The sequence below is a fragment of the Paenibacillus sp. FSL H8-0280 genome (genome assembly GCF_045040665.1).
GTDB lineage: Bacteria > Bacillota > Bacilli > Paenibacillales > Paenibacillaceae > Paenibacillus > Paenibacillus xylanexedens_A.
Map to the genome: position 1 here is coordinate 3,149,789 of NZ_CP150296.1, position 15,530 is coordinate 3,165,318.

The window sequence follows — 15,530 nt, forward strand, 5'->3', positions numbered from 1 at the left end:
AGTCCGTGATGAGAGAGAGGAATTCAATTGAGATTATTTGAGATACTGTTAGTACTATCCTGTTTCGCGTTACTCATAGACCTACTATTTATTAAAAGAAGTGCAAAGAAAATAGGCTTGGGTTTGGGTATAGGAAGTAGCGTTATATTATTAGTTCAATTGTTTGTTGAGGGATACAGATGGCAGTTGCTTTTGGTATATATCATGACGGCTCTATTCATAATCATCGTTTTATTCAGACATTCCGAAAAGATGATGAACCTTAAAATAGGGAAGTTCTTGAAATATAGTTTATCTTCCTTAATCGTTATTCTGCTTGTTGGTTCTACCGTCTTGTCTGTATACTTACCTGTTTTTAATCTGCCGAAGCTTGATGGTCCAGAGAAGGTGGGTACTCAAACATTTCATTTAACAGACCAGAACAGAGACGAAATCTTCACTGAAGATCAAAGCGATAAGAGAGAACTAATGGTTCAAGTTTGGTACCCAACTGAAAACAGCAATAATAACAAGCGTGACACGCTGTTTCCAAAAGATAAAGAAATGTTCAAAAAGTATATTCAGAGCTTCTCTAATTCTTTAAAACTGCCCGAATTTTTGCTCGACTACTTGAAGTATAGTCAAACCAACTCTTATGAAAATGTTGAAATATTACCTTCTACAAGTCCTTATCCCGTGGTACTGCTATCTCATGGTATGGGAACCAGTAGAGTTTTACATGCATCACAGGCCGAGAATCTGGCCAGTCATGGGTATATCGTGGTCACCATCGATCATACGTATAGCACCTTTGCTACTCTTTTTCCAGATGGCCGTGTAACGGATTATAAAAAAAGCACGACTACACTAGATGAACGTACAAAAACAGGGAGTATATGGACGAAAGATGTGGAGTTTGTAATCGATCAAATTGAAAAGCTGAATTCAGGTGCAATCGAAAGTCAGTTTAAAGGGAAGATCGATTTAAATAACATCGGCGCGATGGGGCATTCTTTTGGGGGGGCAACCGCGTTTAATGCAACGTATTTAGATCAGAGAATCAAGGCCGGAGTTAATATGGATGGGTCACTATATGAAGTGGAAAATAGAGATGATATAAACAAGCCGTTTATGTTCATCCGATCGGGAAGTTTTGAAGACTGGTTCGCCAACTTTGAAATGGATAGAAATTCGGATGATGAAGTAACTAAATCTCTTTCAGATGAGCTGCACATTATGAAAAATGTTATGAATCATGGGGGAAAAGTGATCTATGTAGAAGGAACCCAGCACTTCAATTTCACGGACCTTCAGTTCTATTCAGAGCTGGTTAAACTGTCCGGTATCACAGGAGATATCAATGGTAAAAGAGGATCAAACATCGTAAATCAATATGTACTCGATTTCTTTAACAAGCAACTGAAAGGAACGGGTGGAGATCTGATTCAGGGACCAAACGACTTGTATCCAGAGGTGAAATTTGTAGACCCAGAAGAAATCAAATAACCAAAACACTTAAAATTCAGGAGATGATGTGAATGGGACGACAAAAGGGAAAACGAACTTCAATCGCCGTGTTAACGCTGGCATTAACCATGTTAGCTCCAATGTCTGCAATGGCTGCGCCTACTACAAGTAGCAGTGATCATACGTATGAACCAACCAAGAAAACGGTGATGGAGAAAGCCAAGTTACTCACTGAGAAACATGGAATCACAAGCCTGCAATATGCCCTTATCGATGGTGGCGAGATTGTGGTGTCCGGTCAGACGGGTAAAAACGATAAAAACAACAAGGTGCCTCTTACGCCGGATACGATCTATGGCATAGGATCAACGAGTAAAATGTTCCTCACAGCTTCTGTTATGAAGTTAGTTGAAGAAGGCAAGGTGGATTTGGATCTGCCTGTTGTGAACTATATACCTGATTTTCAGATGAAAGATCATCGCTACAAACAAATCACACCACGCATGCTGTTGAATCATTCTTCCGGTCTGCTGGGAGGCACGGGCAGTAATGCCACATTGTACGGGGATAATGATACGTACTCACATGATACGTTTCTGGACCAATTGGCGAGTCAAAACCTGAAGGCAGATCCCGGTGCATTCTCCGTGTATAGTAACGATGGTTTTACGTTATCCGAGATTATGGTTGAACGTGTTAGCGGCATGAGTTTTACAGCATTTATACACCAATATTTTACGGAACCTTTGGACATGAAACATACCAAAACACCGCAGGATGTGGTTGACACGGCAGCAATGGCGGGAATCTATTCTCCTATGTATGAGGGTCAGCTTCCACAAGAGAATTATAATGTTATCGCTACTGGAGGCATTTATTCCACCGCTGAAGATCTTGCGAAGTTTTCACAAATTTTCACGGGAGAGGTCCAAGGCATTCTTACCGATAAGTCTGTAGAAGCCATGGCGCAAGAAGAGTACAAAAAAGGCATGTGGCCAGAGGATGGCGATACGTCTATATCTTACGGATTAGGGTGGGATAGTGTAAATCTGTACCCATTCAGTGAATATGGTATCAAGGCAGTAACAAAAGGTGGAGATACCATATCGTATCACTCATCATTAGTCGTACTGCCGGAATATAATCTGGCTGCAGCCGTTACCTCATCAGGTGGGACAAGTGCCAAAGATCAGTTCATTGCGAGTGAATTATTACTCAGCGCACTTGAGGAAAAGGGCATTATTACAGAACGGAAGCCGGAAAAATCGTTTGGTGTTCCAGTGAAGGCAGATATACCTAAAGAAATAGCCACGAATGCAGGTATATATGGCGGCAATAATTCAGTTAAGAAGATCGAAATGAATACTGCTGGACAAATGACTGTATCCACACCCGCAGCTCCAAGTGATCCGGCTCAAAAATACACCTATACAGCGGATGGTACTTTTGTTGACGATGAAGGCACGGAAAAGTTGAAATTTGTTAAGGAGAAGAATGGAAGGACTTATCTGTGGTATCGATCTTATATATCCTTGCCAGGACTTGGACAATTGGCTTTCTCCGAATATAAAATGGAGAAGCTGGAAGCCAATGAATTATCCCAGGATATTAAGGCCTCATGGGAGCAGCGTGAAGGTAAAAAATATTACCTGCTGAATGAGAAATATACATCAACGGTTTATCTCAATTCGGCACCAATTCTACCTATTCATTTGGACAAAGAGACCCCTGGGTATGTAGCCAATACTAAGATTATTGGAGCAAACGAAGCAGTCACGGAGCTGCAAATCCCTGGCCTGGCTGGACGTGATACAAAGGAGATTTATTTTGCTAAAAAGAACGGAGTAGAGTACATTACAGCCGTTGGTAGCATATACGCCAGTGAGGAAATGGTACAACCACTCTATTCGGGTAAACAATCTCTAGCAACGATTCAAGCAGACGGATATGCCAGATGGTTTTCGATACCAGCAACGGTGAAAGGAAAAGTCATGACGGTTAAAATGCCTGCAACTGGCGCCTTTGCCGTATATGATCAGAAGGGTATTTGTATTAATCACACCGTAGTCAGCGGTCAGAATGAGGTTGTATTACCAGAAAACGGCCGCATTGTATTTGCAGGTGACGTGGATTCCACTTTCGAAATTTCATTAAAATAGATGTTGTGCCGTAGTTAGTTTTATGAAAGAAACTAAGAAAGTAGCCGATCAAAGTAATCGGCTGCTTTTGTTCAATTTAACTATAATTAGTTTGTCACTTCAGTTAGAAATCTTCGCTCTTGCTCAACTGAAGAATTATTCTTTTTTAGGAGAGTGGAAACGATGCCTACGATATTGGTTGCTGACGACGATGCGAACATTCGCAAACTCGTCTGTTTATTTTTGCGCAACGACGGATTTACAACCATCAACGCCGTAGACGGAAAGGAAGCCCTGGCTATCTATACCTCCACGCCAGTCGATTTGGTTATTCTTGATATTATGATGCCAGTCATGGACGGTTGGGCATTATGTGAGGAACTTCGAAGAGCCAATCCGGATCTTCCGTTACTAATGTTGACGGCAAGAAACGAGACCTGGGAGAAAGTACAAGCATTTCAGCTCGGGACAGATGACTATATGACGAAGCCATTCGATCCGCTTGAGTTGATGGCTCGCGTCAAGGCACTGTTGAAACGATACCGTATAGGATTAACGCAGACCATCCAATTAGGAAACGTTATTCTGAACCGGCAGACTTATAAGGTCCTGAGGGGTACAGAGTCGTTCACCTTGCCGCTTAAAGAGTTCGAATTATTGTATAAACTTGCTGGATTACCGGGACAAGTCTATACGCGGGAGCAATTAATCGATCAAGTTTGGGGAATTAATTATACTGGCGATGATCGAACGATAGACGTGCATATTAAACGTCTACGCGAACGTTTCGCAGCTATATCCGATTTTCGCATCGAAACGGTGCGCGGGCTTGGCTACCGGCTTGAGGTGCAAGAGTGATCGGTTCCTTGTATACACGCGTAGTCCTGACCTTTCTGGTCTCCGTGATCGGGGGCATAATCCTTTCTTTTCTTGCTACAACCTGGATATTTCAAGATAAATTAAACGAAAACTTACAAGGCTCCTTGCTTGACTTTGGCCAGGATATCGTCCGCATCTACGAGACATTGCCGTTACATGAAGCAGAAATGTTTATAAGTGAAATGAAACAACTCAATTCCTATCACATTCGAATCTATAAAGCAACGGATCAATTCCAATCCTATGGAGAACTTAAAGGACAACATCCTTTCCTAGTGACGACAGAACAAGTGAAGAAAGTGCTGGATGGGGAAAGGGTCCAATTCAATGGGATCGATACGTTCTTCTTGGGATTGCCGATAAAAACTGAAATGGGAAGCAAAGCAATGTTTGTAGAGCCCCTCACTTCCTCTTCCACCTCATTTCTCATCAAGTTTGTTTTAACTTTTATGATTTGTTCGTTAATAGCAGGAAGCCTATTGATACTAATTGCGGCTATGTTTCTGGTGAGACCGATCAAAAAGCTGACAGAAGCGACCCGGCTTATAGCTGCCGGAGATTTCAATGTCAAGCTTAATATTAAACAAAAGGGTGAGATAGGTACTCTGGCTCGTAGTTTCGAAGAAATGATGCACGATCTAAAGCAGCTTGAGCAGATGCGCAGGGAATTCGTAGCAAACGTGTCCCATGAAGTTCAGTCTCCGCTCACTTCCATTTCCGGTTTTGCTATAGCGCTCAAGCAGGTAGACCTCCCGGATGACGAAAGAAGCGATTATCTCGATATTATCATCACTGAAACTGCACGAATGTCCAAAATAAGTGATAGTCTGCTAAAGCTGAGTTTGCTTGAATCTCAATCATTGCAAATGCGGCTCGCCACGCTCAGTCTGGATGAACAGATCAGACAAGTAATCGTCGCTATTCAACCCCAATGGTCGGCCCGTAACATTCAGTTCGATCTTGATTTGCAGCCCACCAAAATCACGGCCGATCATGACCAGTTAAATCAGGTGTGGATCAATATCCTAGGCAATGCCATCAAATTTTCCAAAGATGGTGCCCGAATTAACGTCACGATCAAACAGAATATCAAGAACGTGGCGATCCGCATATCGGATTCGGGTATTGGGATTCTCCCGGAAGACCAAAAGCGTATATTTGACCGATTCTTTAAAGCTGATCGTTCCCACAGTCAGAAATATGAAGGAAGCGGTATGGGACTAGCTATTGTAAAGCAGATCGTCTCGCTTCATCAAGGGGACATCCGGGTGGAGAGCGAATATGGACGAGGAACGACCTTCATAGTCATCTTGCTAATCACAACACCCACAGAGTGATTGGATTTCATGCCTTCACTAGGTTATGACACCCTGTATAAACCTCCTTGCGTATGATGATGCAAACTTTTTTTTGCCTGTTCATCCTCCGTTCATGCTGCAGTCATTAGGGGGACATCTTGGTTTGTTATATTGTCTTTAGCGCCCACGTTAAGGTGGCTTAACACAATGATGAAGACAGGAGTAGATGCAAGAATGAAACCAAGAGAGGTAACAAAACTGAAGATGAGTGTGAGGAGAGCAAGAAAGAGAAATACTATAGCTGCTGTGACTCTCATGCTGACGATACTTGCCCCAATGTCTGCAATGGCCGCACCGACTCCCATGAACAACAGCAACCTTACGTATGAGACAACAAAGAAAGCCGTGATCGAAAAAGCCAAATTACTGACCGAGACATATGGTACGACGAGTCTGCAATATGCGCTCATCGATGGTGGAGAGATTGTGGTGTCCGGTCAAACGGGCAAAAACGATATAAACGATAAGGTGCCTCTTACTTCGAACACCGTCTATGGCATTGGTTCAACCAGTAAAATGATGCTTACAGCCGCTGTAATGAAGCTGGTTGACGAAGGCAAGATTGATTTGGATGCACCTGTTGTGAACTATATGCCTGACTTTACAATGAAAGATAACCGATACAAACAGATCACACCCCGTATGTTGCTGAATCATTCCTCCGGTCTTCTGGGCACCTCAACCAGCAATGCCACATTGTACGGAGATAATGACACGTATTCACATGATACGTTTCTGGAGCAATTGGCGAATCAAAACCTGAAAGCAGATCCCGGCGCATACTCAGTCTACAGCAACGATGGCTTTACGTTAGCCGAGATTCTGGTCGAAAGAGTGAGCGGCATCGGTTATACCGCATTTATACACAAGTATTTCACGGAGCCTTTGGATATGAAACATACCAAATCACCACAGGATGTGCTTAATCCGTCAGACATGGCGGCAATCTATTCCCCTTTTTATAAGGGACCACTTCCAAAAGAGAATTATAATATCATCGGTACTGGAGGTCTGTATTCCACCGCTGAAGATCTGGTCAAATTTTCAAGAATCTTCACGGGAGAAGTTGATGGTATTCTTTCCAGTAAGTCTGTAGAAGCTATGGCGCAAGAAGAATATAAAAGAGGCATGTGGCCAGAGGATAGCGATACGCTGATGTCTTATGGGTTGGGGTGGGATAGTGTGAACTTGTTCCCATTCAACGAGTACGGCATTAAGGCCGTTATGAAAGGTGGAGATACGTTATCTTATCAGTCCTCATTAGTGGTACTTCCGGAATACAATATGGCTGGAGCCGTTATCTCTTCAGGCGGGTCAAGCTTAACCAATAATTTCATTGCGAATGAATTATTACTCAGTGCACTTGAGGAAAAGGACATCATTACAGAACGGAAGCCAGAAAAATCATTTGGCGTACCCGTGAAGGCCAATATGCCTAAGGAAGTCTCCAAGTTTGCAGGTATATATGGTGGCAATAATTCAGTTATGAAGATCAAAATAAATACGGCTGGACAAATGACTGTATCTTCACTTACAGCTCCGAGTAATCCGGCTCAAGAATACACCTATACAGCAGATGGTACTTTTGTTAATAACGAAGGTACAGACAAGTTGAAATTCGTTGTGGATAAAAATGGGAAAACCTACTTGTGGTCACGATCTTATATATCCGTTCCAGGACTCGGACAGCTGGCTTTCTCAGAATATAACGGAGAGAAGCTTGAAGCCAATAAATTATCCAAGGAGATTAACGCCGCATGGGCAAAGCGTGATGGTAAAAAATATTATCTGGTGAATGAGAAATACACATCCATGGTCTATCTCAATGCTTCATCGATCCTGCCTATCCATATGAATAAAGAGAATCCAGGGTATATGTCCAATCATAAGATTATGGGAGCAAACGAAGCAGCCAATCTTTTGCAGATTCCGGGTACTGCCGGACGTGATACGATGGACATTCAATTCTCTAAAAAGAACGGTGGAGAGTATCTTACAGCCTTAGGTTATGTATACGCCAGTGAGGAACTGGTAAAACCAATCTATTCGGGTAAACAATCCGCCACAACCATTCAAGCAGATGGATATGCCAAATGGTTTTCGGTACCAGCTACTGCGAAAGGGAAAGTCATGACAGTGAAGATGCCTGCAAAGGGAGCCTTTGCCGTCTATGATCAGACCGGAATTTGTATTAATCACACCATGGTCAGCGGTAAAAATGAAGTTGTTTTACCAGAAAACGGCCGTATTGTATTTGCAGGTGATGCTGGCTCCAAATTCGAAATTTCATTAAAAAAATAAAATGAATGGATTTCCAAACGGCTGAACACCAAACGAACTCAACAGGAGAGAACCATCATGATGAAAAAAATATTAATCATTTTGCTCAAAATATTCGGAGCCATCGTTATCGCTTTTGCATTATTTATTGCCACTGTTTTTATTGTTAATGTATTTAGCAACAAATCGGAAGAAGGGAAAATAAAACCCTATGGTCAGTTTGTAGCAGTTGACGGGAAAAACATGAATGTGTTGATTCAAGGAGAAGGCAAAGAAACGGTGGTATTGCTTCCTGGATACGGAACACCTGCCCCAGCCCTTGATTTCAAACCGCTTATCGATGAGTTATCACCATTTTACAAAGTTGTTGTCATTGAGCCTTTTGGTTATGGATTAAGTGACGTAACTGAAAAAGAGCGTACCACTGAAAATATGGTTAGTGAAATTCATGAAGCGTTACAGCAACTTGGTATTCATAATTACACGCTCATGGCTCACTCCATTTCAGGGATATACGGCCTGGATTATGTGAACAAATATCCAAACGAAGTAAGTTCATTTGTCGGAATTGAGAGCAGTGTCCCAACGCAGGGAGGTAATGATGATCCATTTCCAACCGAAACGTACAAACTGCTTAAAAAATCAGGATTCTACCGATTGTTAATGAAACTGGCCCCTGATCAACTGATTGCACCCGATGTTGATGATGAGACCAGAGAACAAATTAGAATACTTTCACTCAAAAATACGTTTAATCCGAACAACCTGAATGAAGGTGAAAACTTTGGTCCTAATTTCAAAGCAGCTGAGAACCTGTCCTTCCCCAAAGATCTTCCTGTGATTTTCTTCTTACAAGCGAATGATACGGAAACAGAAGGCTGGATACCCTTGCATGAAGAGCAAGTCAAAGATTCTGTGCATGGAAAAGTGATGACATTTGATGGAGAACATTATTTGCATCACACCCGATCCAAAGAAATGGTTCAAGAATATAGAAAGTTTATGAGTGAGATAAAATAGTGTCGCCAACAAAAGAAGTCGCGAAATCGCGGCTTTTTTCTGTTGGGGAGATGGTGAATATACATACTTCGTTATCTATTGGGAAATTTAGGTTGACACTTCTTTTTGTCGCGTATACAATCGTATACATGAATATGTTGTATACATATGTATACACGTAATGGGGGTGGCACAAATGAGAGATCGTCCTATCGAAGAGATGGATGGAAGTGTACGTCAAGGTGAGCGTCCGAGACGCGATATGAGTGACAATGAGCAACGTGGTGAACGTTCCAGACGTGGAAGAGGTCATGGTGAACATGAGGGAAAACGGGGCCGTGGTGCGCAGACATTCCGTCGCGGCCGAATTCTTGTATTTCTGGAACAAATGCAGAATCGGAGAACAACGCTTGTCCGACAACTTGGACAGGAGGAGTATGAACATATTCGCCCGGTGATCAGTGGGGAGTTAAAAGCGATTGATCAGGTCATCGACGAGTATATCCATCTTTTCGAGCTGCAAAATGAAGATGTAAACCCCAATAAGGATCTGGAGAGTGAGAGTGAATAAGTATGATTCGTCGTTTTTTTTCGTATTATCGTCCCTATAAAAAACTGTTTTTGATTGATTTTGGATGCGCTGTACTCGCAGGTCTTCTGGAGTTGGCTTTCCCCCTTGCCGTCAGCAAATTCATTAATGAATTGTTGCCAGGTCAGGATTGGCCTCTCATTATGCTTGCCTGCGTCGTGCTGTTATCCATCTATGCACTTAATACCGTATTGAACTATGTAGTTACATATTGGGGACATATGCTGGGCATTAACATTGAGACCAACATGCGTGAGAAGATGTTCGCTCACTTGCAGAAGCTGTCCTTCCGGTTCTTTGATAATCGTAAAACAGGCCACTTAATTGGTCATCTTACGAATGATCTGAATGATATCGGCGAGGTTGCTCACCATGGACCTGAAGATGTATTCATCGCAGTGATGACATTAATCGGATCGTTCTGGCTGATGGCTAACATTAATCTGGAGCTTGCGCTGCTTACCTTTATCATTATCCCAATTATGGCTTGGGTCATTATCGTATTTGGTGGTCGCATGACAAAGACGTATCGGCGACTTTTCGGAGACGTCGGCAATTTCAATGCGCGTATTGAAGACAACGTCGGGGGTATGCGTGTTGTGCAATCGTTCGCCAACGAAGAACATGAGAAAGAACTTTTTGCGGTGGACAATCAGAATTTCCGTAAAACCAAATTGCTTGCCTACAAAACGATGGCAAAAAGTATCTCGGTCAGTTATATGATGATGCGACTGGTTACGGTGTTTGTCATGATCAGCGGGGCTTGGTTTTATATCGATGGCAGAATCAATATGGGTGACTTTATGGCCTTCCTGCTTCTGTCCAATATCTTCTTCCGCCCGATCGAGAAAATCAATGCCGTCATAGAAAGTTATCCAAAGGGTATTGCTGGTTTCAAGCGTTATCTGGAGATCATTGATACGGAACCAGAAATTGCGGATAGCAAAAACGCCGTTGAATTCGAAAGTGTGAAGGGTGATATTCGCTTCGAGAACGTCTCGTTCGGATATGAATCCAGTCGGCGAATTCTAAGTGATATCAGTCTGTCTGTTCGACCAGGCGAAACGGTTGCTTTTGTTGGACCTTCGGGTGCAGGTAAAACGACAATCTGTAGCCTGTTGCCCCGATTCTATGAGGTAGAAGAGGGACGTATCACTGTAGATGGTGTGGACATTCGCGACGTTAAGCTTCAATCCTTGCGCAAACATATCGGAATCGTTCAGCAGGATGTATTTTTGTTCTCGGGTACCATTAAGGAGAATATTGCTTATGGTGATCTGAGTGCAACGGATGAACAAATCTGGGATGCCGCCCGTCGTGCCTCATTGGAGGAATTGATTCTTACGTTGCCGGATGGTATGGATACTGTCATTGGCGAGCGTGGAGTCAAGCTGTCCGGAGGACAGAAGCAACGGTTATCTATTGCTCGTATGTTCTTGAAAAATCCACCCATTCTTATTCTGGATGAGGCAACCTCAGCGCTGGATACGGAAACGGAAGCACTGATCCAGCAATCACTCGCTGAATTGTCGGTGGGCAGAACTACACTTGTGATTGCACACAGACTGACAACTATCAAGAATGCAGATCGAATCATCGTAGTAAACACAGATGGTATCGCTGAGCAGGGCAACCATGAGGAATTGGTCGCCGCTGGAGGGATATACAGCCGTCTTCATCAGGTGCAATATAGTCACTCTTAATCCATGTAAATTGAACAAAAAAATAATTACACTCGTCACTCCGATGACAGAACAACCTTGCCGCGCATATGCGCGGCTTTTTTTATTGATTGGATATTAAAAATGAAGTTATAAAATGCTATGTAAAATATAATGTTGACAACGTCCACTAACGTGATTATTATAATGTTGACAATGTCCACTAAAAAGGAGGGTTTGACATCGACTCTCAGTACATAAATCCAGATATACTGGCTGACATGCGACGTTTTAACCGTTTTTATACCAACATTCTTGGTGTACTCGATAAGCATATTCTCGGAACAGGGTATTCGTTTGCAGAAGTACGAGTCATTATTGAGATTGGAATTCGGGGAGAGAGCATTGCGAATAATCTGGTAGATACACTGACCATTGATCGCAGTTACATGAGCCGAATTGTGAACAAGCTGTCCAAGGAAGGACTGCTGGTGAAAGTGGATTCTGCGGCCGACAACCGGGTCAGTCTGATTCGTCTGACAGCCAAGGGTGAGGAACTGTATGCCCAATTGAATGACCGATCCGATCAACAGATCCTGAAGCTGATGCAAGAATTGAATGAAGAAGAGATTCAAGAGGTATACACCTCCATGATGAACATACAAGAGAAGTTGAACAAGAAGGCAGGAGAGACAACACGATGATACGATTTGAATGTGATTATAACGAAGGTGCGCATGAACGCATTTTACAAAGACTGATGGAAACCAATATGGAACAGACGAGCGGGTATGGCACGGATGGACACTGCGAACGGGCGAGAATGCTTATTCGTCAGGCTTGTGACAATGAGCAAGCTGATGTTCATTTCCTGGTTGGTGGTACACAGACAAATACAACGGTGATTGCCTCTATTTTGCGTCCATATCAAGGTGTGATTGCTGCGTCCTCGGGACACATTGCGGTTCATGAAACCGGAGCTATTGAAGCTACGGGACATAAGGTACTCACAGTTCCAAGCGAGGACGGAAAGATCACGCCTGAGCAGGTTAGAGCAGTCTACGATGCGCACATGAATGAGTCGTCGCCGGAACACTGTGTTCAACCAGGAATGGTCTACATATCTCAGCCAACCGAGAACGGAACGATGTACAGCAAGGCAGAACTGCAAGCATTGCATACAGTGAGCAGAGCATGTGGTCTTCCGTTTTTCGTGGATGGAGCACGTCTTGGATATGCACTCGCTTCACGCGCTTGCGATATGACACTTGCTGATCTTGCTCGCTTGTGTGATGTGTTTTACATCGGGGGAACCAAGATTGGCGCATTGATGGGAGAAGCGGTTGTTATCCTGAATGATGCACTGAAACCTGATTTTCGTTATATGATCAAACAAAAAGGTGGCCTGCTTGCCAAAGGCAGATTGCTAGGTATCCAATTCGAAACGTTGTTCGAAGATGGTCTGTACCTCGATATTTCTCGCCATGCCGTAGATATGGCCTTGAGAATTCATGACTCACTCGAACAGCAGGGGGTACGCTTCCTGTACGATTCACCAACCAACCAGCAGTTTCCGATTCTGCCTGATCGTTTGCTTGAGAAATTACGCAACGGTTATACGTTCACCTTCTGGGAAAAGGTTGACGATACACATAGTGCGGTGCGCTTCTGTACCAGCTGGGCAACGCAGCAGGAAAATGTGGATGCACTGACTCGTGACATCACTCAATTATTGCACGGAGAGATCCACGTGCCAGAACGGGTCGAAGCATTGGTCTAATCTTGTTCAAAAATTAAGGAGAACAGCTCCGATTTCCTTTCATAAATACGAGTATTTTGAAAATTCCAAAAGATATTACGCAGAATTCTGATACTGAACAAAGGACAACTCATTGTGGTTGTCCTTTTTTGGTATGCCTTTTGTGTGATAGTTGTGAGATAGAGAGTGAATACTCGGTTACTCACTCAAGGCCATGTCATATTTCTCTTTCAGCCGTCGGATATCGGCTCTTGGCGGCGCACCGAACATGCGTGCATATTCGCGGCTAAATTGAGAAGCACTCTCGTAACCAACCCGAAACGCTACATCTGCCGCGTCAGCAGATTCGGCCATCAGAAGTCGCCGGGCTTCCTGTAATCTTAATTGTTTCTGGAATTGTAATGGGCTCATAGCTGTGATCTCTTTGAAGTGACGATGGAATGAAGAGACGCTCATACTCGCGGTCTCAGCCAGATCTTCAATGCGAAATGGCTGTTCCCAATGATGAACGATGTACTCAATCGCTTCTCTGATCCGATAAGTGCTGCTACCTTCAACCGCAATCTGCGCCAGTTCTCCTCCGTAAGGCCCTTGAAGGAGACGGAACAGGATTTCTTTAATGTACAACGGAGCCAGAAACGGAAGCTCTCCCGGCGTATCCAGCAATCGAACAAGTCGGAGTACAGCATCCTGAATGGACGATTCCATCTGACCTACAAACATGGCTCGTCTGGCGTTTTCGTTGAATGTTACCTTGATATTACATTCGTTAAGTACTTCGAGAATTTGGTTCGGTGTGAATTCGAGCTTAAGACTTAAGTAGGGTGCATCTGCGGATGCCTTGATAATCTGCCCGATGACCGGAAGATTCATGGAAGCAATCAGGTAATTGGAAGGTCCGTATTCATAACGCTCCTGTGCGAGCAATACTTCTTTCAACCCTTGAACAATTACACAAAATGAAGGTTTATATACTCTGTATGCCGGTTCACTAATCTTGGAATGGTGATAGACAAACAGGGAAGGGATCGCCGTTTCCATTGCACCGTTATGATTGGAATGGCGTTTGATCAGGTCACTCAATTCCTGTTTTGGTTGAAATATTTCTTCGGTCATATGTATCCTCCTCACGGATTTAACCTACTTACATTATAAAGCTTACCGTACAGAACCAAAAGAGGGCCTGAGAGGATCAGGCAATCAATTAAGACGATTGATATACCGCTTGCAGCCCATGACTCGGCATACTAAGAGTATGTTAACAGAGCCAAGCGATTAAAGTTTATCGAAAAGTTGGGTGAACAAAGTGATGAAGTGGTTATCAAACCATGTGAGGCAAATATTAATTGACAGGCTCGAATCACAAATTAAGTATGAAGAAAATTCCGTACATCGAGAGATATACTTTACATGCTGGTTAGAGCTAGTTACCGAAGAGGTCGAGACAACATCAGTTTACAGAACAAATTCAAGGAGAGTGTGAAATATGGAATATGTGGGCTAACAGGAAATCTCAGTCGATCCGAATTCTTAATGTTAAAGTCGCCATTCGGCGGCTTTTTTTATAGTGATCTGATAAGTGAATTGACAGTTCCTTTATATTAAAGTTATTATAGATACATTAGATCCTTAATTGAGAAGGAGATTATAATCTATGAATAACGGACATTCATCCGGTCAAGTGAACGAATCATCGAGTGGTCATTCCGCTCCTTTTGTTACGTTACAGGGCACACCTATCTTATCATTGCTCCAGCCATCCCAAGGTGAACGTATTCTTGACGTGGGTTGTGGCAATGGGGATCTGACAGCCAAAATTGCAGCCGCAGGAGCGCTGCCAACAGGTATAGATTTTTCAGAAGAGACGATTAGGCAAGCTAAACAGAAATACCCTGATATGAATATTCAAGTCGAAAATGCTTGTCATTATCGGACAGAAGAACCGTTTGATGCGGTTTTCTCTCATGCCGTTCTGCATTGGATAAAGGATGCTCCAGCTGTAGTACAATCAATACAGGTAGCGCTCAAGACGGGCGGGCGATTCGTGGCTGAGTTTGCTGCAAATGGTAACACGGCTATATTAATTACAGCGGTAAAGGAAGAACTGGATGCCCGTGGATACAAATGGGAAGGACGGAATCCGTGGTATCACCCGACCATTGGCGAATATGCTAATCTTCTGGAGCAACACGGATTTCGAGTTAGTCTGGTTCAGCACGTGGATCAATTTACCCCGTTCAAGCCAGGTGCCAGAAAGTGGTTGACCAGCTTCGGGCAGTATTTATTCAGTGGTATCACACCTGCGGAACAGGATGTTATTATGGAAGCTGTTGAGAAAAAAGTACAGTCACAACTGATGCGGGATGGACAGTGGTATCTGGACAGAAGCCGATTGCGAGTTGTAGCTATTAAAGAATAGGG

Annotated in this window: 12 protein-coding genes; 11 read left to right on the forward strand and 1 reads right to left on the reverse strand. The window is 43.2% G+C overall.

The window, feature by feature from the left end; all coding sequences use genetic code 11:
• The first annotated feature begins 27 nt into the window (after window positions 1-27).
• From MHI12_RS14020 to MHI12_RS14065, 10 genes are all read left to right on the forward strand, one after another.
• The gene (locus MHI12_RS14020; RefSeq protein ID WP_405172718.1) at window positions 28-1,485 is read left to right on the forward strand and encodes an alpha/beta hydrolase family protein; all 1,458 of its coding nucleotides are present in this window, start codon (window positions 28-30) and stop codon (window positions 1,483-1,485) included.
• Window positions 1,486-1,517: 32 nt separating this feature from the next.
• Complete coding sequence (locus MHI12_RS14025; protein WP_405172719.1) at window positions 1,518-3,605, forward strand: serine hydrolase domain-containing protein; 2,088 nt, start codon at window positions 1,518-1,520, stop codon at window positions 3,603-3,605.
• Between the two features lie 162 nt (window positions 3,606-3,767).
• Window positions 3,768-4,442 (forward strand): response regulator transcription factor, encoded by a 675-nt coding sequence (locus tag MHI12_RS14030; protein WP_036608200.1) that lies wholly within the window; start codon window positions 3,768-3,770, stop codon window positions 4,440-4,442.
• Window positions 4,439-5,800, forward strand: a complete 1,362-nt coding sequence (locus MHI12_RS14035; protein WP_405172720.1) for a sensor histidine kinase — start codon at window positions 4,439-4,441, stop codon at window positions 5,798-5,800. Before MHI12_RS14030 ends, MHI12_RS14035 begins: the two co-directional genes overlap by 4 nt.
• 195 nt (window positions 5,801-5,995) lie before the next feature.
• A complete protein-coding gene (locus MHI12_RS14040) occupies window positions 5,996-8,122 on the forward strand; it encodes a serine hydrolase domain-containing protein (RefSeq protein WP_405172996.1) in 2,127 nt (708 codons plus the stop codon).
• A 57-nt stretch (window positions 8,123-8,179) separates the two neighbouring features.
• On the forward strand, window positions 8,180-9,121 hold the full coding sequence (locus MHI12_RS14045) for an alpha/beta fold hydrolase (protein ID WP_405172721.1): 942 nt from the start codon (window positions 8,180-8,182) through the stop codon (window positions 9,119-9,121).
• 175 nt (window positions 9,122-9,296) lie between these two features.
• Window positions 9,297-9,671, forward strand: a complete 375-nt coding sequence (locus MHI12_RS14050) for a hypothetical protein (RefSeq protein WP_235200730.1) — start codon at window positions 9,297-9,299, stop codon at window positions 9,669-9,671.
• A 2-nt stretch (window positions 9,672-9,673) separates the two neighbouring features.
• Entirely contained in the window at window positions 9,674-11,392 is a 1,719-nt protein-coding gene (locus MHI12_RS14055; protein WP_100528051.1) for an ABC transporter ATP-binding protein, read from the forward strand.
• A gap of 239 nt (window positions 11,393-11,631) precedes the next feature.
• On the forward strand, window positions 11,632-12,054 hold the full coding sequence (locus tag MHI12_RS14060; protein ID WP_405172722.1) for a MarR family winged helix-turn-helix transcriptional regulator: 423 nt from the start codon (window positions 11,632-11,634) through the stop codon (window positions 12,052-12,054).
• Window positions 12,051-13,130 carry a low specificity L-threonine aldolase gene (locus MHI12_RS14065; RefSeq protein WP_340904457.1) on the forward strand — a complete coding sequence of 360 codons (1,080 nt, stop codon included), beginning with the start codon at window positions 12,051-12,053 and terminating at the stop codon, window positions 13,128-13,130. Before MHI12_RS14060 ends, MHI12_RS14065 begins: the two co-directional genes overlap by 4 nt.
• Window positions 13,131-13,307: 177 nt before the next feature.
• On the opposite strand, the gene MHI12_RS14070 is transcribed toward MHI12_RS14065, so the two are convergent.
• Window positions 13,308-14,225 (reverse strand): AraC family transcriptional regulator, encoded by a 918-nt coding sequence (locus tag MHI12_RS14070; RefSeq protein ID WP_100528053.1) that lies wholly within the window; start codon window positions 14,223-14,225, stop codon window positions 13,308-13,310.
• A 538-nt stretch (window positions 14,226-14,763) separates the two neighbouring features.
• On the opposite strand from MHI12_RS14070, the gene MHI12_RS14075 reads away from it, so the two are divergent.
• Window positions 14,764-15,528: a class I SAM-dependent methyltransferase gene (locus MHI12_RS14075; RefSeq protein WP_405172723.1), complete on the forward strand. Its 765-nt coding sequence runs from the start codon at window positions 14,764-14,766 to the stop codon at window positions 15,526-15,528.
• Window positions 15,529-15,530: the final 2 nt, after the last annotated feature.